At 70.7% G+C, this 20037-nt stretch carries 22 protein-coding genes and 1 pseudogene; 12 read left to right on the top strand and 11 right to left on the bottom strand.

What is annotated here, in order from left to right; translation table 11 throughout:
- Positions 1-196 precede the first annotated feature (196 nt).
- Together mgtE and ERL55_RS04070 are read left to right on the top strand one after the other, a co-directional pair.
- A complete protein-coding gene (gene mgtE, locus ERL55_RS04075) occupies positions 197-1558 on the top strand; it encodes a magnesium transporter (protein ID WP_129135295.1) in 1362 nt (453 codons plus the stop codon).
- 1 nt (position 1559) lies between these two features.
- Positions 1560-2174: a cold shock and DUF1294 domain-containing protein gene (locus ERL55_RS04070; RefSeq protein ID WP_129135294.1), complete on the top strand. Its 615-nt coding sequence runs from the start codon at positions 1560-1562 to the stop codon at positions 2172-2174.
- Positions 2175-2238: 64 nt separating this feature from the next.
- Here the strand turns inward: ERL55_RS04070 and ERL55_RS04065 are convergent, their stop codons facing one another.
- The 6 genes from ERL55_RS04065 to ERL55_RS04040 all read right to left on the bottom strand — a co-directional run bounded on the left by ERL55_RS04065 (position 2239) and on the right by ERL55_RS04040 (position 7618).
- The gene (locus ERL55_RS04065; protein ID WP_129135293.1) at positions 2239-3618 is read right to left on the bottom strand and encodes an amino acid permease; all 1380 of its coding nucleotides are present in this window, start codon (positions 3616-3618) and stop codon (positions 2239-2241) included.
- Between the two features lie 129 nt (positions 3619-3747).
- Positions 3748-4692 carry an aspartate carbamoyltransferase catalytic subunit gene (locus tag ERL55_RS04060; RefSeq protein ID WP_129135292.1) on the bottom strand — a complete coding sequence of 315 codons (945 nt, stop codon included), beginning with the start codon at positions 4690-4692 and terminating at the stop codon, positions 3748-3750.
- Positions 4693-4719: 27 nt separating this feature from the next.
- Complete coding sequence (gene ruvX, locus ERL55_RS04055; RefSeq protein ID WP_129135291.1) at positions 4720-5184, bottom strand: Holliday junction resolvase RuvX; 465 nt, start codon at positions 5182-5184, stop codon at positions 4720-4722.
- On the bottom strand, positions 5184-5750 hold the full coding sequence (locus ERL55_RS04050; protein WP_129135290.1) for a YqgE/AlgH family protein: 567 nt from the start codon (positions 5748-5750) through the stop codon (positions 5184-5186). The genes ruvX and ERL55_RS04050 overlap by 1 nt, the downstream gene beginning before the upstream one ends.
- An 87-nt stretch (positions 5751-5837) precedes the next feature.
- Positions 5838-6296 (bottom strand): peptidylprolyl isomerase, encoded by a 459-nt coding sequence (locus ERL55_RS04045; protein ID WP_129135289.1) that lies wholly within the window; start codon positions 6294-6296, stop codon positions 5838-5840.
- Positions 6297-6997: 701 nt separating this feature from the next.
- Positions 6998-7618 (bottom strand): superoxide dismutase, encoded by a 621-nt coding sequence (locus tag ERL55_RS04040; protein ID WP_129135288.1) that lies wholly within the window; start codon positions 7616-7618, stop codon positions 6998-7000.
- Between the two features lie 175 nt (positions 7619-7793).
- Between ERL55_RS04040 and ERL55_RS04035 the strand changes: the two genes are divergently transcribed.
- Positions 7794-8750, top strand: a complete 957-nt coding sequence (locus tag ERL55_RS04035) for a DUF72 domain-containing protein (protein ID WP_129135287.1) — start codon at positions 7794-7796, stop codon at positions 8748-8750.
- Between the two features lie 9 nt (positions 8751-8759).
- On the opposite strand, the gene ERL55_RS04030 is transcribed toward ERL55_RS04035, so the two are convergent.
- Positions 8760-9890 (bottom strand): PilT/PilU family type 4a pilus ATPase, encoded by a 1131-nt coding sequence (locus ERL55_RS04030; protein WP_129135286.1) that lies wholly within the window; start codon positions 9888-9890, stop codon positions 8760-8762.
- 87 nt (positions 9891-9977) lie between these two features.
- Positions 9978-11015, bottom strand: a complete 1038-nt coding sequence (locus ERL55_RS04025) for a type IV pilus twitching motility protein PilT (protein WP_100323593.1) — start codon at positions 11013-11015, stop codon at positions 9978-9980.
- 166 nt (positions 11016-11181) lie between these two features.
- On the opposite strand from ERL55_RS04025, the gene ERL55_RS04020 reads away from it, so the two are divergent.
- Genes ERL55_RS04020 through ERL55_RS04010 form a run of 3 tightly spaced genes read left to right on the top strand, consistent with a single transcriptional unit; the run spans position 11182 to position 13239 of the window.
- Complete coding sequence (locus tag ERL55_RS04020) at positions 11182-11892, top strand: YggS family pyridoxal phosphate-dependent enzyme (RefSeq protein WP_129135285.1); 711 nt, start codon at positions 11182-11184, stop codon at positions 11890-11892.
- 17 nt (positions 11893-11909) lie between these two features.
- The gene (gene proC / locus ERL55_RS04015) at positions 11910-12758 is read left to right on the top strand and encodes a pyrroline-5-carboxylate reductase (RefSeq protein ID WP_129135284.1); all 849 of its coding nucleotides are present in this window, start codon (positions 11910-11912) and stop codon (positions 12756-12758) included.
- A 7-nt stretch (positions 12759-12765) separates the two neighbouring features.
- Complete coding sequence (locus ERL55_RS04010) at positions 12766-13239, top strand: DUF4426 domain-containing protein (protein WP_164972112.1); 474 nt, start codon at positions 12766-12768, stop codon at positions 13237-13239.
- Positions 13240-13258: 19 nt separating this feature from the next.
- Here ERL55_RS04010 and ERL55_RS04005 read toward each other — a convergent pair whose 3' ends face one another.
- The 3 genes from ERL55_RS04005 to pdxH form a co-directional block, all read right to left on the bottom strand.
- Positions 13259-13654, bottom strand: coding sequence for a DoxX family protein (locus ERL55_RS04005; RefSeq protein WP_129135282.1), 396 nt, complete (start codon positions 13652-13654; stop codon positions 13259-13261).
- Between the two features lie 63 nt (positions 13655-13717).
- Entirely contained in the window at positions 13718-14539 is an 822-nt protein-coding gene (locus ERL55_RS04000; protein WP_129135281.1) for a cobalamin-binding protein, read from the bottom strand.
- Complete coding sequence (gene pdxH, locus ERL55_RS03995) at positions 14536-15132, bottom strand: pyridoxamine 5'-phosphate oxidase (protein WP_129137192.1); 597 nt, start codon at positions 15130-15132, stop codon at positions 14536-14538. Before pdxH ends, ERL55_RS04000 begins: the two co-directional genes overlap by 4 nt.
- 23 nt (positions 15133-15155) lie before the next feature.
- Here pdxH and ERL55_RS03990 point away from each other — a divergent pair, with 23 nt between their 5' ends.
- The 6 genes and pseudogenes from ERL55_RS03990 to ERL55_RS03970 all read left to right on the top strand — a co-directional run bounded on the left by ERL55_RS03990 (position 15156) and on the right by ERL55_RS03970 (position 20037).
- Positions 15156-15986: a kinase gene (locus ERL55_RS03990; protein WP_241685828.1), complete on the top strand. Its 831-nt coding sequence runs from the start codon at positions 15156-15158 to the stop codon at positions 15984-15986.
- 60 nt (positions 15987-16046) lie between these two features.
- Positions 16047-16505 (top strand): annotated as a pseudogene (locus ERL55_RS15020) (shikimate kinase); the annotation flags it as partial.
- Between the two features lie 120 nt (positions 16506-16625).
- Entirely contained in the window at positions 16626-17720 is a 1095-nt protein-coding gene (gene aroB, locus ERL55_RS03985) for a 3-dehydroquinate synthase (RefSeq protein WP_206733393.1), read from the top strand.
- A gap of 75 nt (positions 17721-17795) precedes the next feature.
- Positions 17796-18056 carry a WGR domain-containing protein gene (locus tag ERL55_RS03980; protein WP_100323599.1) on the top strand — a complete coding sequence of 87 codons (261 nt, stop codon included), beginning with the start codon at positions 17796-17798 and terminating at the stop codon, positions 18054-18056.
- Positions 18057-18099: 43 nt separating this feature from the next.
- Positions 18100-19173, top strand: coding sequence for a uroporphyrinogen decarboxylase (gene hemE, locus ERL55_RS03975; protein WP_241685827.1), 1074 nt, complete (start codon positions 18100-18102; stop codon positions 19171-19173).
- 18 nt (positions 19174-19191) lie between these two features.
- A complete protein-coding gene (locus tag ERL55_RS03970; RefSeq protein WP_129135278.1) occupies positions 19192-20037 on the top strand; it encodes a DMT family transporter in 846 nt (281 codons plus the stop codon).

Here is a 20037-nt window from a genome sequence, read left to right as displayed (position 1 = left end):
GCGGTCGCTGTCGGCGGGGTGGGCACCGCCATCGGCAACGCGCGATAATGCCGCGCATGAACACCTGACCTGTCGCGCCCCAGGGCCGCGATGTCACTTCCAGGCCGTCATCCATGGCGCGAAGTTCCGGCACGTCGCCCGTCACGGGTGGCTGCGGAGCACGCGGACAGCGGATGCCGGCGCGAGACGCGACCCCATGGCCGAGAACGCCCGCCACGACAAGACCGCACGCCAGCTGCGTCTGCTTTCCGACGCCCTGGACAGCGGGCGGCTGGGCCCGGTGCGCCGGCTGGTCAACACGCTGGCGCCAGCCGAGATCGGCAACCTGCTCGAATCGCTGCCGCACGACAAGCGCATGGTGGTGTGGGGGCTGGTCGATGCCGAGGACGATGGCGAGGTGCTGGTGCACGTCGGCGACGAGGTGCGCGAAAGCCTGATCGCCGACATGGATCCCGACGAGCTGGTGGCCGCGGTCGAGGATCTCGACATCGACGACCTCGCCGACCTCGTCGACGACCTGCCCGAGGCGGTGAGCGAGCAGCTGCTGCGGTCGATGGACCGCGAGAACCGAGAGCGGCTCGAGCAGGCGCTCTCGTACGAGGAGGACAGCGCCGGGCGCCTGATGAACCCCGACGTGGTCACCGTGCGCGCCGATACCACCGTGGAGGTGGTGCTGCGCTTCCTGCGCCTGCGCGGCGAACTGCCCGAGCACACCGACCACCTGTACGTGGTCAACCGCCGGCACCAGCTGATCGGCTGGGTCGCGCTGCAGGACCTGGTGACCTGCGAGCCGGGCACTCCGCTCAACCAGCTCATCGACGATTCGCTGACCTCGATCCATGTCGGTGAATCCGCGCAGGAAGTCGCGCGGCAGTTCTCCGACCACGACTGGGTCTCGGCGCCGGTGGTCGACGACGGCAACGTGCTGCTGGGCCGCATCACCATCGACGACGTGGTCGACATCATCCGCGAGCAGGCCGAGCACCAGGTGCTGGGTGCGGCCGGCCTCGACGAGGACGAGGACCTGTTCTCGCCGGTGCGGCGCGCGGTGCGCGGCCGCGTGGTCTGGCTGTGCATCAACCTGCTGACCGCGTTCCTGGCGGCATCGGTGATCGGCCAGTTCGAGGCCACCATCGAGCGCATCGTCGCCCTGGCCGTACTGATGCCGATCGTCGCCGGCATCGGCGGCAACGCCTCGGTGCAGGTGCTTACGCTGATGGTGCGCGGCATCGCGCTGGGCCAGGTGGGCAGCAGCAACGCCGGCATCCTGCTGTGGAAGGAGCTGCGGGTGGCGCTGATCAACGGCCTGCTGATCGGCGGGCTGGTCGGGCTGATCGCGCTGGCGTGGTTCCGCGACTGGGACCTCTCGCTGGTGATCGGCGCGGCACTGGTGATCAACTTCTGCTCGGCGGCGCTCGCCGGGGTGCTGGTCCCGCTGGTGATGAAGCGCATGCGCATCGACCCGGCGGTTGCCGGCACCGTGGTGGTCACCGCGGTCACCGACGTCATGGGCTTCCTGAGCTTCCTCGGTCTCGCCACGCTGGTGCTGCTGCGCTGACATGGTGGGGGCGCCGGGGCTCGGGAAGGTCATCGAGTGGGACGATGCCCGCGGTTTCGGCTTCATCCGGCCGCACGACGATGATCGCCGGCTGTTCTTCCACATCCGCGACTACCGCAGGTCCGGCCGCCGTCCGGAGCTGGGCGAACTCGTGCGCTTCCGGTTGTCGCGCCAGGCCGATGGCCGCTGGTGCGCGCAGGACGTGGACCGGGTCGCGCAGCGCCGGCGCGGCGCAGTACGGCGCGCGGTATCGACGGATGCGCCGCGGATCGGTTGGGCGCCGGCGATGGCGCTCCTCGCAGGTTACGCGGCGTTGCTGGCCTGGTCGCTGGCCGCAGGCCGCCTGCCGCTCGCGGTCGCGGTCTGCGTGCCCGCGCTGTCACTGATCACCTGGCTGGTGTATGCGGCCGACAAGCGCGCCGCACAGGGCCGGCGTCGGCGCGTGCCCGAGATCCATCTGCACGCCCTGGAGCTTGCCGGCGGCTGGCCGGGCGCCCTGCTCGCCCAGCGCATGCTCCACCACAAGAGTCGCAAGCGCTCCTACCAGGCGGTGTTCTGGATCGTGGTCGCGTTGAACGTGTCCGCCGTGGTCGCCTGGCCGGAGCTTGCCGGCTGAGGCCTTCCCCGCGTCGGCGGACGACCCTTCGCGCTCTGGAGTGCCTTGCCACGCGCCGTCGGCGTCAGGCCGGTCCGCGATGCCGGCGCGCAAGTGCGCTGACGATGGCGATCGCGGCGGTCAGCGCCGCCATCGACAGGAACTGCGTGCGCGTGTCGGGCGAAGCGACCAGCAGCGCGAAGATGACGCCGAGGATCGCCAGTGCGCACAGCGTCGGCAGCGGGAACCCGCGCATGCGGTACGCCAGCGTCACCCCCGCGCGATCGGCGCGCCGGCGCAGGATCAACTGCGACACCAGTGCGATCGTCCACACCAGCAGGCAGGTCGCGCCGACGATGTTGAGCAGCATCGGCAGCACGCGCTGTGGATACAGCAGTTCGAGCGCGGCCGCGGCGAACCCGAACGCGACGCTCGCCAGCACCGCGGCGACCGGCACCATGCGGCGATCGCTGCGGCCCAGCACCGCCGGGGCCTCGCCGCGCCGCGCCAGCGACCAGATCATCCGCGAGGCGCCGTAGAGGTTGGCGTTGAGCGCCGACAGCAGCGCGATCACCGCGACCAGGGTGATGGCGGTGGCCGCACCGGGAATGCGCGCGGTCTCCAGCACGGCGGCAAACGGCGATGCCAGCGCCGGACTGTTCCAGGGCACCACCGCCACGATCACCGCGATCGAGCCCAGATAGAACACCAGGATCCGCCAGGCCACCGTGCGGATCGCGCGGGCGAGGCTGCGCGCCGGGTCCGCGGTCTCGGCCGCGGCGATGGCCACGATCTCGGTGCCGCCGAACGCGAACACCACCACCAGCAGCGCGGCACCGATGCCCATCATCCCGTTGGGCGCGAAGCCGCCGTGGCCCGTGAAGTTGGCGAAGCCCGGCGACGCGACCGCCGGCAGCCAGCCCATCACCAGCGCGATGCCGATGGCGATGAAGGCGAGGATCGCGATGACCTTGAGGATCGCGAACCAGAACTCGAACTCGCCGAAATTGCGCACGCCGAGCAGGTTGATCGCGGTGAACACCGCCATGAACGTGAGCGTCAGCCCCGGCACCGACAGTCCCGGCCAGATCGTCGCCAGCAGGCCGGCCGCGCCCACCGCCTCGGCGGCCACCACCACCCCCACCTGCAGCCACCACAGCCACCCGACGGTGGCACCCGCGGTGGCACCCATCGCATCCTCGGCGTAGACCGAGAACGCGCCGCTGGCGGGTTTGGCCGCGGCCATCTCGCCGAGCGCGTGCATCACCACGATCACCAGCGCACCGGCGATCAGGTACGACAGCAGCACCGCCGGCCCGGCGATCTGGATGCCCACCCCGGAACCCAGGAACAGCCCGGCGCCGATCGCGCTGCCCAGGCCCATCATCACCAGCTGGCGCGGTTTGAGCGCGTGGGCCGGGGATGCGGCGGCGCGGGCGGGGATCGAGGTGTCGGGAACGGACATGCGGGGCGCACATGGGAGGGTTGCGCACGATACCCCGGCCGCCCGCCGCTGCGGCGCCCGTGGCCGCGCCGCATCATTCCGTGACCGGCACGAATCGCGGCTGCGGACGTGGTCGCGCCACCGCGCGAATCAGCCGAGCAGCGCTTCCAGCACCGCCGCGCGTACCGCCACGCCGTTGGCGACCTGGCGCAGGATCAGCGACTGCGGGCCGTCGGCGACATCGTCGTCGATCTCCACCCCGCGGTTCATCGGCCCCGGGTGCAGCACCACCGCATCCGCGCGCGCGCGACGCAGGCGTGTGGCGGTCAGCCCGAACTCGCGGTGGTAACCCTCCAACGAGGGCACTAGCCCCTCCTCCATCCGCTCGCGCTGCAGGCGCAGCATCATCACCGCATCCACGCCGTCGAGCGCGGCATCGAGGTCATCGAAGACCCGGCAGCCGTCGAGGGTCGCATCGGCCGGCAGCAGTGCGGCGGGTGCGCAGACGCGGATCTCGCCGGCGCCAAGCGTGCGCAATGCGTGCAGGTCGGAACGCGCGACCCGCGAATGGCGGATGTCGCCGACGATGACCACCCTGAGGCCGGAGAAGTCGCGCCCCTTGGCCTGGCGCAGCGTCAGCATGTCCAGCAGCCCCTGCGTGGGATGCGCGCTGCGGCCATCACCGGCATTGACCAGCGCGGTGCCCGGCCCCGCCGCCGCGGCCAGCGCCGCCACCGCACCGTCGGCGGCATGGCGCACCACGAAGCCGCGCACGCCCATCGCCTCGATATTGCGCAGGGTGTCGAGCGCGGTCTCGCCCTTGGTGGTCGACGAGGTCGACGCGTCAAAGGCGAGCACGTCGGCACCCAGCCGCTGCGCGGCGCGCTGGAAGCTCATCCGGGTGCGCGTCGAGGGCTCGAAGAACAACGTGCACACCGCCTGTCCCGCGAGCGGCACGCCGGCGACGCCGTCGTCGACGATCGCCTGCGCACGGTCGAGCAGCGCCTCCACCGCAGTGCGGGGAAGGCCGTCCAGGGTGAGCAGGTGGCGCAGGCGGCCATCGGGGGCGAGCTGTTCGTTCATCGGTTCCGTCATTTGGCGGCACATGCCGCGCACAGGGAGTCAGTCCGCCGGCAGTGCGAACGCATCGTCGGGTGCGGCCAGCCAGCGTTCGAGGATGATGGCCGCGGCCATCGCGTCCAGCGCGGCGGCATCGCGGCGCCGGCGGCGCCCTTCGGCACGCTGTTCGGCAAAGCGCTGGGCGGCCTCGACCGAACTCGAGCGCTCGTCCATCAGCAGCACCGGCAGGCGGTAGCGCGCACGCAACTCGCGTGCGAAGCGGTGGGCACGTCGGCGGATGGGCTGGTCGCCGCCGTCGAGGGTCATCGGATCGCCGACGATGATGCCGTCGGGCTTCCACTCCTGCCGCAGGCGGTCGATCGCATGCCAGTCGGGCTGCCCGTCATGGACGTCGATGACCGCAAGCGCACGTGCACCGTGGCCGAAGCGGCTGCCGACCGCGATGCCGATCCGCCGTGCGCCGACATCGAAACCGAATACGGTGCCGTCGGCCCGGATGGTGGACATCAGGCGTGGCCCGAATAGTCCGCGACGCGCTGCAGGTCGACGCCGATGCGATCGGCCGCGGCGTTCCAGCGCGCTTCAAGCGGCACCGCGAACAGCAGTTCGGCGTCGGCCGGCACGGTCAGCCAGGTGTTCTCGGTCAGCTCGAACTCCAGCTGCCCTGCGCCCCAACCGGCGCAGCCCAACGCCACCAGCGCGCGCTCGGGCCCGTCGCCACGCGCCATCGCCTCGAGCACGTCGCGCGAGGTGGTCACGTGCAGGTCGTCACCGATGCGCAGGGTCGAATCCCAGCTGCGCGTACCGTCGTGCACGACAAAGCCGCGTTCGGGATGCACGGGGCCGCCGGCCAGCACCGGCTGCGCGCACAGCAGCGCGTCCTCGCTGGTGATGTCCATCTGTTCGAACACGTCGCCCAGCGTGTACTCGGAGACACGGTTGACGATCACGCCCATGGCGCCGTCGTCGTCGTGCTGGCAGATCAGCGCGACCGCGCGCGCGAAGTTCGGATCGGACAGCGCCGGCAGCGCGATCAGCAACTGGCTGGCGAGCGGCGTGGGGTCGGTCTGCATGCGTACATTCTAGGCCGACGCGCCGCGCAGGTGGCGGCCCGCGCCTGCGCCGCTGGCGTGCCTGACCGGGCCGATGGGCCGGGAGGATCAACCAAGCCCGAACTGCAGCTCGTCCGGCGTTGCCAGCCGCACGTCGACCACTTCGACGTCGGCCACGAACGGGCGCCCGGCAAGCGGATGGTTGCCATCGACATGCACGCAATCGGCCTCCACCGCGGTCACCACGACGTCCAGCGGGCCGCGTGCGGTCTGCGCCTGCAGCTTCTGTCCGACCACCGGTTCCGAGCGCACGTCGAGGACATCGCGCGGCACGGTCTGCACCAGCGCCTCGTGGCGCGGGCCGAAACCCTGCTCCGGCGGCACGGTCACGGTGAAGCGGTCACCCGCGGCGCGCCCCTCCAGCGCCTGCTCCAGCCCTGCCGCGATGCTGTTGGTGCCATGCAGGTACACCAGCGGCTGGTGGCCACGGGTGCTGGTGATTTCCGCACCCTGCTCGTCGCGCAGGGTGAAGTGGACGGTGCCGACCCTGCGGTTCGCGATCTCCATGCGTGCTCCATCGAAAACGGGTGGCCGATCTTTGCGCGCGCAGCATGGCGGACGCAAGCGCGGGCAGCATCATTTCGAACCGGACATCGATGGGCGATCACTCCGGGGGCGTGCGGCCGGATGTCCTTGCGCGCCGGGCGGCACCTCGTTTGGATTCGCGCTGCCCGTCGCGCGCACCGGGGGGCGTGCTCCCCCGGTGCACACGCGACGGGCCCGGGCATCCGCCGGCTCCGGCACGGAAATCAACAGCGGTTGTGCCAGCGTCGCCTGCCGCTGACACGCTCGTGCGTCCGGCACTTCCGGACATCGAGGTCGGCAGGTGCGAAAGCGCGGCAGCAGCGGCAGGTCGAGAGTCGCCGCCACCACGGTCTGACGGCCTGACGTTGTTCGCTGTTGACCTCTTCCGGACGCAGCGACGGTTCTGGGCCCGCCGCGGACGTAGGGGGATGTCCAGAGCCGGCCATGGATGGCCGGCGGCCGGATGTGGTAGCAGGACGCGGAGATATCCGGCTGGGCTTCCCCCTGCGGCCGCGGCGGGCCGCCCGGACATCCGGCGAGCCCCATCGCAGAGGACAGCCATGTTCCTGTCGGAAACCGGGCTCTCCTCTGCCGCCCCCGGGCCCACACGACCCGACGACTCGGCCGGAAACGACAACGCCGGGCAATGCCCGGCGTCGTGACGATCAGCGCTGCGCGAAAAATCAGCCGCGCGCGGCCTGGTAGCGGCGCTCGACCTCTTCCCAGTTGATGATGTTGAAGAACGCCGAGATGTAGTCCGGACGGCGGTTCTGGTACTTCAGGTAATAGGCGTGTTCCCACACGTCCAGGCCCAGGATCGGCGTGTTGCCGGATCCGATGCCCTTCATCAGCGGGTTGTCCTGGTTGGCGGAATCCTCGATGGCCAGCGTGCCGCTGCCGTCGACCGTCAGCCACGCCCAGCCGCTGCCGAAGCGGCCCTTGGCAGCGGTGGCGAAGTCCTCCTTGAACTTGTCCATCCCTCCGAGATCGCTCTCGATGCGCTTCGCGACTTCGCCCGTCGGCTGGCCGCCCTGCGGCGACAGCACGGTCCAGAACAGCGAATGGTTGGCGTGGCCACCGCCGTTGTTGCGCACCACCTTGCGCATCTTTTCCGGCAGCGCGTCGATGTCGGCGATCAGCTGTTCGATCGGCGTGTCGGCATGCTCACTGCCCTCGATCGCGGCATTGAGGTTGGTGACGTAGGTCTGGTGGTGCTTGGTGTGGTGGATCTCCATCGTCTGGCGGTCGAAATGCGGCTCAAGCGCGTCGTAGGCATACGGGAGATCGGGAAGGGTATGGGCCATGTCGGGATTCCAGCCTATGTCTGAACAGGGCAGCCATTGTGACGCGGCGAGGGTAAAAAAGGGGTCAACCGCCTCCCCGGACCGCCCTGGTGCCGCCCCGCAGGTGGAATTCACGGGCGCTCGCCGACCGCACAGGGATGCTTGCAGCCACTCCTGCCGCCCGAAACCTCGACGCATGAGCACTGCCACCCACCCCGGGAAGGTCCGCATCGGTATTTCCGGCTGGCGCTACACGCCGTGGCGTGGCGTGTTCTATCCGCAGTGCCTGGCGCAGCGCCGCGAGCTGGAATTCGCCTCGCGCACCTTCCCGACCATCGAGATCAACGGCAGCTTCTACTCGCTGCAGCATCCGGACAGCTACCAGCGCTGGCACGACGAGACCCCTGACAACTTCGTGTTCGCGGTCAAAGGGCACCGCTTCATCACCCACCACCTGCGCCTGCGCGACCCGCGCATCCCGGTGGCCAATTTCCTCTCGTCGGGGCTGCTGCGGCTGGGGCCGAAACTGGGGCCGATCCTGTGGCAGTTGCCGCCGAATTTCCTGTATGACGAAGAGCGGCTACGCGGCTTCCTCGCGGTGCTGCCGCACGACACCGAACAGGCGCTGGCACTGGCCCGCCAGCGCGAGACCTCACGCATGCAGGGGCGCTGCGCGCTCACCACCGATGCGCAACGGCCGCTACGCCATGCGCTGGAAGTGCGTCATGCAAACTTCAACAACCCGGGCTTCGTCGACCTGCTGCGCGAATACGGGGTTGCACTGGTGGTTGCCGACACCGCAGGGCGCTGGCCGCTGCTGGAGGACCTGACCGCGGATTTCGTCTACCTGCGCCTGCACGGCGACGAGGAGCTGTACGCCAGCGGCTACAGCGATGACGCGCTCGACGACTGGGCGCGACGCATGGCCGCATGGACGCGCGGCACGGAACCGCGTGGCGCACGCCGTGCCGGCGGGCCGGCGCCGAACCGGGTCCCGCGCGACGTCTACTGCTATTTCGACAACGACATCAAGACCCATGCGCCCTACGACGCGCAGGAGCTCGCGCGTCGCGTGGCGTTGCGCACGGGGCCATCCGCGGTGGTGGCACCGCAAGGCCCGCCACTCGCTTCGCGGCATCCGCCCCTGGCATGAACTCCGCGATCAGCGGAGCTCGGCGATCTCCACCCCGTCCAGGCCCTGGCTCAGCGTACGGGCGTCGCCGCCCTGGGCGAGCTTGATGCGCAGGCGCACCTCGTTGGCGGAGTCGGCGTAGCGCAGCGCGTCCTCGTAGGAGATCTCCCCGGCCTGGTAGAGCTCGAACAGGCTCTGGTCGAAGGTCTTCATGCCGAGGTTGGTGGATTCCTTCATGACATCCTTGAGCTTGTGGACCTCGCCGTCGCGGATGTAGTCCTGCACCAGCGGGGTGCCGAGCAGGACTTCCATCGCCACGCGGCGGCCCTTGCCATCGGGCGTCGGGATCAGCTGTTGCGCGACCACGCCCTTGAGGTTGAGCGAGAGGTCCATCAGCAGCTGGCTGCGACGGTCCTCGGGGAAGAAGTTGATGATGCGGTCCATCGCCTGGTTGGCGTTGTTCGCATGCAGCGTGCACAGCACGAGATGCCCGGTCTCGGCGAAGGCGATGGCGTGGTCCATGCCCTCGCGGGTACGCACCTCGCCGATCATGATCACGTCCGGCGCCTGGCGCAGCGTGTTCTTCAGCGCGTTCTCCCAGCTGTCGGTGTCGATGCCGACCTCGCGCTGGGTGATGATGCAGCCCTCGTGCTTGTGCACGAACTCGATCGGATCCTCGATGGTGATGATGTGGCCGGTCGAGTTGTGGTTGCGGTAGCCGATCATCGCCGCCAGCGACGTGGACTTACCCGTGCCGGTGGCACCGACGAAGATGATGATGCCGCGCTTGGTCATCGCCAGCGTCTTGATGATCGGCGGCAGGTTGAGCTCTTCGACGGTCGGGATCTTGGTCTCGATCCGGCGCAGCACCATGCCCACCTGGTTGCGCTGGTAGAAGCACGACACGCGGAACCGGCCCACGCCGGACACACCGATCGCGAAGTTGCACTCGTGGGTCTTCTCGAATTCCTCGCGCTGCGCGGGGGTCATCACGTTGAGCACCAGGTCGCGCGCCTGCTGCGGCGTCAGCGGGTTCTGGGTCACCGGCGAGATCTTGCCGTGCACCTTGATTGACGGCGGCATGCCGGCGGTGATGAACAGGTCCGAGGCCTTCTGGTGGGCCATCAGCTTGAGGAACGAGGTGAAGTCGATGCTGCTCATGTGTGGCTCCTGCGGGCGTCGCGTGCGTCACGCCGCCGCGCACCGTGGCTGTGTGCGGATCCATCGAGCGGATCCGCCGGTCCGGCGTCACTCGAACGTGCGCTTGTCCTTGGCGTAGTCCTTGGCCTGCGCGCGGGTGATCAGTCCGCGCTTGACCAGGTCCTGCAGGTGCTGGTCGAGCGTCATCATGCCGTGCTGCTGGCCGGTCTGGATCGCCGAGTACATCTGCGCGACCTTGTCCTCGCGGATCAGGTTCCGGATGGCCGGGATGCCGACCATGATTTCCCAGGCCGCGGTGCGCCCGCCGCCGACCTTCTTCAGCAGCGCCTGCGAGATCACCGCGCGCAGCGACTCCGACAGCATCGAACGCACCATCGGCTTCTCGCCGGCCGGGAACACGTCGATGATGCGGTCGATGGTCTTGGCGGCCGACGAGGTGTGCAGGGTGGCGAACACCAGGTGGCCGGTCTCGGCGGCAGTCAGCGCGAGGCGGATGGTTTCCATGTCGCGCATTTCGCCGACCAGGATGTAGTCCGGGTCCTCGCGCAGTGCCGAACGCAGTGCCTCGTTGAAGCCATGGGTGTCGCGGTGCACCTCGCGCTGGTTGATCAGGCACTTCTGCGAGGTGTGCACGAACTCGATCGGGTCCTCGATGGTGAGGATGTGCCCGTACTCGTTCTTGTTGATGTGGTCGACCATCGCCGCCAGCGTGGTGGACTTGCCGGAACCCGTCGGCCCGGTCACCAGGATCAGGCCCTGCGGCTGGTCGATGAGCTGGCGGAACACCGGCGGACAGCCGAGGTCCTCGAGCGTCAGCACTTCCGACGGCACGGTACGGAACACCGCGCCGGCGCCACGGTTCTGGTTGAACGCGTTGACACGGAAGCGCGCCAGGCCCGGGATCTCGAACGAGAAGTCGACCTCGAGGAATTCCTCGTAATCGCGACGCTGCTTGTCCGACATGATGTCGTAGACCAGCGCGTGCACCTGCTTGTGGTCGAGTGCGGGGATGTTGATCCGGCGCACGTCGCCGTCGACGCGGATCATCGGCGGCAGGCCTGCCGACAGATGCAGGTCCGATGCCTTGTTCTTGACCGAAAACGCCAACAGTTCGGCGATATCCATGGTGTCCCCTGCTTGCCCCTTGCCGCACGACCTCGCGGCCGAAATCGGGCCTGATGCGCCTTGCGACTGGCATCCGCCCACCCCTGCGGCGCAGTATAGCGCCCGGACCGCACCGTAAATCCAGCGGATGCGCGCACGCTTCCCGCGCCCACCGCAAGCCCCCGCGATGACCCCAGACCCCCATCACGAACACCGCCTGCGCTGCGTTGCAGACAGGATCATCAACGCCGCGCGCGCCGCCGGCCGGCCACCGCCGCGGCTGCTGGCCGTCAGCAAGACCCGCGACGCTGCCGAAGTGGCGGCGCTGGCCGCGCTGCGACGCGCCCTGGGTGACGACCGCCCGGGCTTCGGCGAGAACTACGTGCAGGAAGCCGCGGGCAAGATCGGGGCGCTCGGCGATACGGGCATCGAATGGCATCTGATCGGCCACCTGCAGTCCAACAAGGCGCGCCACGCCGCGGAACTGTTCGACTGGGTGCAGACCGTGGACCGCCCGAAGCTCGTCGCCGCGCTGGCGCAGTGGCGCGACCCGGCCCGGCCGCTCGACGTGCTGGTGCAGGTCAATGTCGACGACGAAGGCAGCAAGCACGGCTGCCGCCCGGACGACATCCCCGCGCTGGCCGAGGCCATCGCCGGCGAACCCGCGCTGCGGTTGCGCGGCCTGATGGCGATCCCCACCCCGCACACCGACCCTGAGCAGCGCCGCCCCGCGTTCGCGCGCATGCGGGCGCTGTTCGACGCGCTGGCGGCCAACCACCCCCGCATCGATACCCTGTCGATGGGCATGAGCGACGACCTCGAGCAGGCGATCGCCGAAGGCGCGACCCTGGTGCGCGTGGGCACCGCCCTGTTCGGCCCGCGCCCGCCGAAAGACTGAAGAACCCGAGGATATCCATGGCCAACACACCCGAACCCACCCCGCGCGACGGGCACACGGTCGCCTTTATCGGCGGCGGCAACATGGCCCGCAGCCTGATCGGTGGCCTGGTGGCTGGCGGCGTCGCTGCGGGGTCGATCCGCGTGGCGGATCCGGGCGAGGCCACCCGTGCCGGCCTGGAGACCGATTTCGGCGTGAGCACGTTCGCCGAGGCGACCGCGGCGGTGGCGGACGCCGACGTCTGGGTGATGGCGGTGAAGCCGCAGGTGCTTCGCGGTGTCTGCGAGGGCCTGGGGGACGCCGCGCGCAGCCGCGCACCGCTGGTGGTCTCGGTTGCAGCCGGCATCACCACCGCGCAGATCGAACGCTGGCTGGGCGGCACGGCCGCGGTCGTGCGGGCGATGCCCAACACCCCGTCGCTGCTGGGCGCCGGGATGACCGGCCTGTACGCCAACGGGCGCGTCGATGGCGCCGGCCGCGCGCAGGCCGAGACGCTGCTGGCCGCCACCGGCCGCACCGAATGGATCGACGACGAAGCGCTGATGGACGCGGTAACGGCGGTCTCGGGCAGTGGCCCGGCCTATGTGTTCCTGTTTGCCGAAGCGATGGAGGCGGCCGCGATCGCCCAGGGCCTGCCCGCCGCGAGCGCCCGCCTGCTGGTGCAGCAGACCCTGCTGGGCGCGTCGCGCATGCTGGCCGAATCCGGGGAGGCGCCGGGCGAACTGCGGCGGCGGGTGACCTCGCCCAATGGCACCACGCAGGCCGCACTCGAGACCTTCGAGGCCGGCGATCTGCGCACGCTGGTCGCGGATGCCGTGGATGCGGCGCGTCGGCGCGGGCAGGAACTGTCGGCCGCCAATGACTGAGACCGCGATGTCCCGGGTATCCGGCATGGCCGGCGTGCTGGCCTGCGTGGTCGCGCTCGCCGCCTGCGGAGCAGCGCCGACCCCGCCCGCGGGTCAGGGCGCGCCCGAGCCGCCGGCCGTCGCCCGCAACGGCGACCTCAGCGTGCGCGCCAGCGTGGTGCCCACCTCGGCACTGAGCGAAGCGGCCGCACGCGAATACCGGATCGAACGCGGGCCCCGCAACCTGCTGCTGATGGTTGGCGTGCGCCGCGGCGACGACGCCGACGAACGCGCGGTGCCGGCGCGGGTGAGCGCCAGCGCGGTCGACCTGCGCGGCGTGCGCCACGACGTGCTGCTGCGCGAAGTGGCCGTCGGCGAACTCACCGACCATATCGGCATCGTCCGCGTCACCCCGCCGGACACGCTGCGCTTCCTGGTCGAAACCCACACCGCCGATGGCGAGGTCACGCGGCTGCAGTTCAGTCGCGAGGTCTACCGGTAGTTCCGGAGCGAACAGGCACCTAGCGCTGGTTCGCCGAGAACCGTCCCGGGCCGAGCAGGGCCACTGCCACCGCGCCGGCGAGGAACATCAGCTGCAGCTCGATCGCCCAGCCGCCAGTCGAGTTCACTCGGCCGAGGTCGCCCATGTGCACCAGGAAGATCGCCACCAGCATGTTGATCGCGACCAGCACGCCGCCGATGCGCGCGTGCAGGCCGATGATGAGCATCAAGGGCGCCACGATCTCGCCGACCAGCACCAGCCAGGCGAGTTCGCCCGGCAGCCCGTGCGCTTCCACCATCCGCTCGATACCGCGTACCCCCGTGCGCAGCTTGGCCAGTCCGTGCAGCAGCACCAGCACGCCGACCGCAAGCCGCAGCAGCAGCCGGCCGAGGTCCTGCATGGTTGCCTGGTTCATCGCGCGCTCCGTGTTCGAAGGGCGCGCATCATCGCAAGCCGCGCACGGGCGCGATAGCCCGCGTCAGCTGCCCGTCCGCGCCTGCCGCTGCGACCAGCGCACGATGATCGCCGCGATTTCGCCGATCCCGTCGGTCAGCGCCGCCGGACCCGGCTGCAGGATCAGTGGCGACTTGATCTCGTGCAGCTCGCCATCGCGCACCGCCGGGATCGCCTCCCAGCCCGGTCGTGCGGCCACGCGTTCGGGCCGGAACTTCTTGCCGCACCACGAGCCCAGGATGATGTCCGGCGCGCGCGCGATCACCGGATCGCCGTTGGCGAGAATGCGTGCCTTTGCCAGCGGCTCGACCGAAAGCTCCGGGAACACGTCATCGCCACCGGCAATGCCGATCAGCTCGGCGACCCAGCGGATGCCGGTGATGATCGGCTCGTCCCATTCCTCGAAGTAGACCTTCGGGCGCCGTTCCAGCGTTGCCGCCTGGCGCTCGATGGTGTCCAGGCCCCGGCGCAGGGTGTCGGCATAGTCACGCGCCTGCACCGGCAGGCCGACCAGCGCGCCCAGGCGCTGGATGTAGTCGAGGATGCCGTCCACGCTGCGATGGTTGGCGATCCACACCTCGACCCCGCGGCGCACCAGTTCGGCGGCGATATCGGCCTGGATGTCGGAAAAGCCGATCGCGAGGTCCGGCTTCAGCGCGAGGATCGCCTCCACCTTGGCACTGGTGAACGCGCTGACCTTCGGCTTCTCGCGGCGCGCCTGCGGCGGGCGCACGGTGAAGCCGCTGATGCCGACGATGCGGTCCTGGGCGCCGAGCGCATACAGCGTCTCGGTCGGTTCCTCGGTCAGGCAGACGATGCGCTGCGGGCCGGCGGGCTGGCCCTTCAAGGAAACAGCATCCGCTTCGACCACGCGTCGGTGGGGTCGCAGGAATACAGCCAGCGTTCGTGCAGCCGGAACTGCGCGCCGTACCAGAACTCGATGCGTTCCGGGCGCACGCGCAGCCCGCCCCAGCGCGGCGGGCGCGGGACGTCGCGGCCATCGAACTCGGCTTCGACATCGGCCAGCCGCTGCGCGAACTCCTCCGCAGACGCCAGCGGTTCGGACTGCAGCGATGCCCAGGCACCGACCTGGCTGCCACGCGGGCGGCTGGCGAAATACGCATCCGCTTCGGCGTCGTCGACCAGAACCACCTCGCCCTCGATGCGCACCTGCACGCCCTGGCGCACGCGCGGCCAGTGGAACAGCAGCGCGGCACGCGGGTTTTCCTGCAGCTCGCGGCCCTTGCGCCCATCGAGGTGGGTGTAGAACACGAATCCGCGGGCGTCGTGTGCCTTCAGCAGCACCATGCGCGCCGACGGGCGCGCGTCGATGCCAGCAGTGGCCACCACCATCGCGGTGGGATCGGGTTCGCCGGCGCGGGCGGCTTCGGCGAACAGCACGTCGAAGGTGGCCAGCGCTTCCGCGTGGAGAGGGTCGATGTCCATCGGGCTATTGTGGCCCGATGACGCAGACCACGCATCCGGCCGCCCCGGAACGCACGGCCACCGGCTTCAGCGCCGCCCTGGTGGACGCGGTGCTCGCCGATGCGCGCCGCGACAGCGTGCGGATCTACGGCATCAGTGGCCTGCAGGGCAGCGGCAAGTCCACGCTGGCCGCGCAGCTCGCGCAGGCGGGTCCCGCCGCCGGCGTGCGCGTCGCGGTGGTGTCGATCGACGACTTCTACCTCGACCGCCCGCAGCGCGAGGCGCTTGCACGCGAGGTGCATCCGCTGCTGTGCACACGCGGCCCGCCCGGCACCCACGACATCGCGCTGGCCCTGCGCACGCTGGACGCGTTGCGCGCGGGCCGGGATGTGTCGATCCCGCGCTTCGACAAGCGCGCCGACCGCCGCCTGCCCGAGTCTGCGTGGGAGCGCGTCGCGCGCGCCGACCTGGTGGTGTTCGAGGGCTGGTTCCTCGGTACACCTGCGGAATCTCCCGAAGCGCTGGTGCAGCCGGTCAACGCCCTGGAGCGCGACGAGGACCCGGACGGACTCTGGCGCCGCCACTGCAACGACGCGCTCGCACGCGACTATCCGGCGCTGTGGTCGCGCATCGACCGCCTGCTGCTGCTCCAGGCGCCCGGCTTCGAGGTGGTGCCGGACTGGCGCTGGCAACAGGAATGCGCCGCGCATGCGCGTAACCCGACCCACCCCGGCATGGACCGCGCACAGTGCGACCGCTTCGTGCAGCACTACGAGCGTGTCAGCCGCCAGGCGCTGCGCACCCTGCCCCCACGCGCGGACCTGCGGGTGCGGCTGGACGCGCGGCGCTCGCCGCGGATCACCGCCTGATTGCATTGAAGATTGCAGGCGGATGCCGTGGCCGGGGGCAGGCCCTACCATGGCGTGCTCATGAACCCCGCTCCCAACCTCGTCCTGGTCGGCCCGATGGGTGCCGGCAAGTCCTCGATCGGCCGCCGCCTCGCCGGCCGCTTCGGGCTGGCGTTCGTCGATCTCGATCGCGAAGTCGAGCAGCGCACCGGCGCGACGATTCCCACCATCTTCGAGTGCGAGGGCGAGGCGGGTTTCCGCCTGCGCGAGCGCGAGGTGCTGGCGGACCTGCTGGCAGGCGAAGGACTCCTGCTGGCCAGCGGCGGCGGCGCCGTGCTCGATCCCGACAACCGCCGCGTGATGGCCGGGCGCGGGTTCGTCGTGCACCTGCACGTGGAACCCGGCGAGCAGCTGCAACGGCTGGCGCGCGACCGCACCCGTCCGCTGCTGGCCAACGGCGACCGCGAACAGGTGCTGCGCACGCTGACGACCGCGCGCGAGCCGCTGTACCGCGAGGTCGCCGACCTGCGCTTCGACACCGGCGGCTGCGCGCCCCCGGTCGCGGTCGCGCGGCTGGGACGCCTGCTCGACCAGCGCTGGCAGCGCGTTGCATCCGCGCCATTCCCAGCCGTCGCCCCACCCTCACCGGAAGCTGTCCGCATGCCCTCCCCACCCCGCACCGTCGACGTCGGCGGTACCGCGCCCTATCGCATCCATATCGGCCCCGGGCTGCTCGATGACGGCACCCTGCTGGCCGGCCCGCTGCGTGGCGGCCAGGCCCTGCTGGTCAGCGACAGCCAGGTCGCGCCGCGCTATGCCGCGCGGGTGGCGGACGCGCTGCGCCGGGCGCGCCCCGGCATCGCGATCGGCGAGTTCGTGCTGCCGGCGGGCGAGGCCTCCAAGACCCTCGACGGCTTCGCCGGCGCCATCGATGCACTGGCGACGCTGGGGGCGCGTCGCGATGCCTGCGTCTATGCACTCGGCGGTGGCGTGGTCGGCGACCTCGCCGGCTTTGCCGCGGCCTGCTGGATGCGTGGCATCGACTGCGTGCAGCTGCCCACCTCGCTGCTGGCGATGGTGGATTCCTCGGTGGGCGGCAAGACCGCGGTCGATCTGCCGCAGGGCAAGAACCTCGTCGGCGCCTTCCACCCGCCGCGCGCGGTCATCGCCGACACCGCGACGCTTGCGTCGCTGCCGGCGCGCGAACTGCGCGCGGGCCTGGCCGAAGTGGTGAAGTACGGCGCCCTCGGCGATGCCGCGTTCCTGGGCTGGCTGGAAGAACATGCTGACGCACTGCTGGCCATGGACGACGATGCACTCGCCGAAGCCATCGCGCGCAGTTGCGCGCACAAGGCGGCGATCGTCGCGCGTGATCCGTTCGAACATGGCGAGCGCGCGCTGCTGAACTTCGGCCACACCTTTGCCCATGCGATCGAGACCGCACAGGGCTACGGCGGGCTCAACCATGGCGAGGCCGTCGCGGTGGGCATGGTGCTGGCGGCACGGCTGTCGGAAGCGCTGGGACTGGCGCCGGCGGCCGACGGCGACCGACTGCGTGCGCTGCTGCAGCGCTTCGGCCTGCCGGTGGCACTGCCGCCCGGGCTCGACCCCGAACAGCTGCTCGCGCACATGCGTCTGGACAAGAAGGCGCAGGCCGGCGGGCTGCGTTTCATCGTCTGGCGTGGCGCCGGCCGCGCCGAGGTGCTGCCGGACGTGCCGGAGAGCGCGGTGCTGGCGGTGCTGCGCGCAGACTGAACCACCAGCGCGTTCCCGCGGACGTGCCGCGCCGGCCCGGCTCCCGGCGCCCGCGGCCCCGTACAATGGCCGCCTATGCGCCTGCTGCTGCAACAACCCGCCGAAGGACGTGAAGCGCCGCGCTTCGTCCAGCTGATGCTCCAGCCCGACCTGCTGGGCGGCTGGACGCTGGTGCGCGAGTCCGGCCAGATCGGCGGCCGCAGCCAGGTGCGCCGCGAACAGTTCCTCGACCAGACCAGCGCGGTGGGCGCGCTCGAGCAGGCGCGCGACGCCCAGCTCAAGCGCGGCTTCCGGCTGGTCTATGCCCAGGGCGCGACCGCGCCACCACCGCGCTGAGTCCCCGCGGCCTCGCGCCGCCGCGCCTTGCAAGGATCACGTCTTGTCCGCACCGCTGAAGAACGACCGTTTCCTGCGCGCCCTCCGGCGCGAGCCCGTCGACCACACCCCCGTCTGGCTGATGCGCCAGGCCGGCCGCTACCTGCCCGAGTACCGCGCCACCCGCGCGCAGGCCGGCAGCTTCCTGGCGATGGCCAAGAACCCCGATCTCGCCTGCGAGGTCACCCTGCAGCCGCTGCGGCGCTTCCCGCTGGATGCGGCGATCCTGTTCTCCGACATCCTCACCATCCCCGATGCGATGGGGCTGGAGCTGTACTTCGTCGACGGCGAGGGCCCCAAGTTCCGCAAGCCGGTGCGCGACGCCGCGGCGATCGCCGCGCTCGGCGTGCCGGACATGGAAACCGAGCTGCGCTACGTGATGGATGCGGTGCGGGTGATCCGCCGCGAGCTCGACGGCAGCGTGCCGCTGATCGGCTTCTCCGGCAGCCCGTGGACGCTGGCCTGCTACATGGTCGAGGGCGGCGGCAGCAAGAACTTCTCGCGCATCAAGGCGATGGCGCTCAACGACCCCCAGGCGCTGCATGCGCTGCTGTCGGTGAACACCGATGCGGTGATCGCCTACCTCGCCGCACAGCGTGCCGCCGGCGCGCAGGCGCTGCAGGTGTTCGACACCTGGGGCGGCGTGCTGAGCCCGGCAATGTACCGCGAGTTCTCGTTGCCCTATCTCGAGCGCATCGCGCGTGAACTCGAGCGTGGCGAGGGTGCCGACCGCACCCCGCTGATCCTGTTCGGCAAGGGCACCGCCGCGTATCTGGAAGAGCTTGCCGCCACCGGCACCGATGGCGTCGGCGTGGACTGGATGGTCGGCCTGGACGAAGCCGCACGCCGCACCGGCGGCCGGGTCGCGCTGCAGGGCAACCTCGATCCGTGCGTGCTCTATGGCAGCCCGGAGGCGATCCGCCGCGAGGTGGCCACCGTGTTGGACGCCTACCGCGACGGCAACGGCGGCTCGCGCGACGGCCACGTGTTCAACCTCGGCCACGGCATGTCGCCGGACATGGACCCGGAACACGTCGCGGTGCTGGTCGAGGCGGTGCACGCGCACAGCGCACGCTGAAGCCCGGCAGCCACACCGATGACGCCGCTGCGCCTGGTGGTGCTGACCACGGCGGTGCTGGCGGCCTTCGCCGGCAATTCGCTGCTGTGCCGCTGGGCGCTGCAGGACGCGCATATCGACCCGGCCGGCTTCACCGCGATCCGGCTGGGGTCCGGCGCACTGGTGTTGTGGTTGCTGGTGCGCAGGCGCGCCGGCGCCGCAGCGCGGGCCGGCGGCAGCTGGGACCCGGCACTGGCGCTGTTCGCGTATGCCGCGGCGTTCTCCTACGCCTTCATGTACGTGCCGGTGTCCACCGGCACCCTGCTGCTGTTCGCCGCGGTGCAGGCGACGATGGTCGCTGCCGCGCTATGGGCCGGCGAGCGGCTGTCGATCGCCCAGTGGGCCGGCTTCGGGCTGGCGGTCGTCGGCCTGGTGGCGATGCTGATGCCCGGCCTGTCCGCGCCCTCGCCGTGGGGTGCGGCGCTGATGCTCACCGCCGGCGTCGCCTGGGGCTGTTATTCGCTGCGCGGCCGCGGCAGCCGCGATCCGCTGGCCGATACCGCGGGCAATTTCCTGCGTGCGCTGCCGCTCGGGCTGGCGCTGCTGCTGGTGTCCGCCGACCGCGTGCACGCCGACGCGGCCGGCGTGGCACTGGCGGTGCTGTCGGGCGCGGTCACCTCCGGGCTCGGTTACGCGCTGTGGTATGCGGTGCTGCCATCACTGGGCGCGGCGCGTGCGGCCGGCGTGCAACTCGGGGTACCGCCGGCGGCGGCGCTCGCGGGCATCCTGTTGCTGGGCGAATCGCTGGATGCACGCCTGCTGCTGGCCTCGGCGATGATCCTCGGTGGCATCGCGATGGTGAGCCTGCGGCCACGTCGGCCCTAG

It is taken from the genome of Luteimonas sp. YGD11-2, from assembly GCF_004118975.1.
Classification (GTDB): domain Bacteria; phylum Pseudomonadota; class Gammaproteobacteria; order Xanthomonadales; family Xanthomonadaceae; genus Luteimonas; species Luteimonas muca.
The sequence above is the reverse complement of the archived record's forward strand: the minus strand, read 5'-3'. Positions and strand labels throughout refer to the sequence as shown.

What these genes read in the sequence shown, in the direction of transcription:
- ERL55_RS04035 (WP_129135287.1), top strand. Translation starts at nt 7,794, where the DNA reads ATGAGCACTGCCACCCACCCCGGGAAGGTCCGCATCGGTATTTCCGGC.
- ERL55_RS04060 (WP_129135292.1), bottom strand. Translation starts at nt 4,692, where the DNA reads ATGACGGAACCGATGAACGAACAGCTCGCCCCCGATGGCCGCCTGCGC.
- ERL55_RS03990 (WP_241685828.1), top strand. Translation starts at nt 15,156, where the DNA reads ATGACGCAGACCACGCATCCGGCCGCCCCGGAACGCACGGCCACCGGC.
- ERL55_RS04050 (WP_129135290.1), bottom strand. Translation starts at nt 5,750, where the DNA reads ATGCAGACCGACCCCACGCCGCTCGCCAGCCAGTTGCTGATCGCGCTG.
- ERL55_RS04030 (WP_129135286.1), bottom strand. Translation starts at nt 9,890, where the DNA reads ATGAGCAGCATCGACTTCACCTCGTTCCTCAAGCTGATGGCCCACCAG.
- ERL55_RS04045 (WP_129135289.1), bottom strand. Translation starts at nt 6,296, where the DNA reads ATGGAGATCGCGAACCGCAGGGTCGGCACCGTCCACTTCACCCTGCGC.
- proC (WP_129135284.1), top strand. Translation starts at nt 11,910, where the DNA reads ATGGCCAACACACCCGAACCCACCCCGCGCGACGGGCACACGGTCGCC.
- ERL55_RS04040 (WP_129135288.1), bottom strand. Translation starts at nt 7,618, where the DNA reads ATGGCCCATACCCTTCCCGATCTCCCGTATGCCTACGACGCGCTTGAG.
- ERL55_RS03980 (WP_100323599.1), top strand. Translation starts at nt 17,796, where the DNA reads ATGCGCCTGCTGCTGCAACAACCCGCCGAAGGACGTGAAGCGCCGCGC.
- ruvX (WP_129135291.1), bottom strand. Translation starts at nt 5,184, where the DNA reads ATGTCCACCATCCGGGCCGACGGCACCGTATTCGGTTTCGATGTCGGC.
- ERL55_RS04065 (WP_129135293.1), bottom strand. Translation starts at nt 3,618, where the DNA reads ATGTCCGTTCCCGACACCTCGATCCCCGCCCGCGCCGCCGCATCCCCG.
- aroB (WP_206733393.1), top strand. Translation starts at nt 16,626, where the DNA reads ATGCCCTCCCCACCCCGCACCGTCGACGTCGGCGGTACCGCGCCCTAT.
- ERL55_RS04010 (WP_164972112.1), top strand. Translation starts at nt 12,766, where the DNA reads ATGTCCCGGGTATCCGGCATGGCCGGCGTGCTGGCCTGCGTGGTCGCG.
- ERL55_RS04070 (WP_129135294.1), top strand. Translation starts at nt 1,560, where the DNA reads ATGGTGGGGGCGCCGGGGCTCGGGAAGGTCATCGAGTGGGACGATGCC.
- ERL55_RS03970 (WP_129135278.1), top strand. Translation starts at nt 19,192, where the DNA reads ATGACGCCGCTGCGCCTGGTGGTGCTGACCACGGCGGTGCTGGCGGCC.
- ERL55_RS04025 (WP_100323593.1), bottom strand. Translation starts at nt 11,015, where the DNA reads ATGGATATCGCCGAACTGTTGGCGTTTTCGGTCAAGAACAAGGCATCG.
- ERL55_RS04020 (WP_129135285.1), top strand. Translation starts at nt 11,182, where the DNA reads ATGACCCCAGACCCCCATCACGAACACCGCCTGCGCTGCGTTGCAGAC.
- mgtE (WP_129135295.1), top strand. Translation starts at nt 197, where the DNA reads ATGGCCGAGAACGCCCGCCACGACAAGACCGCACGCCAGCTGCGTCTG.
- ERL55_RS04005 (WP_129135282.1), bottom strand. Translation starts at nt 13,654, where the DNA reads ATGAACCAGGCAACCATGCAGGACCTCGGCCGGCTGCTGCTGCGGCTT.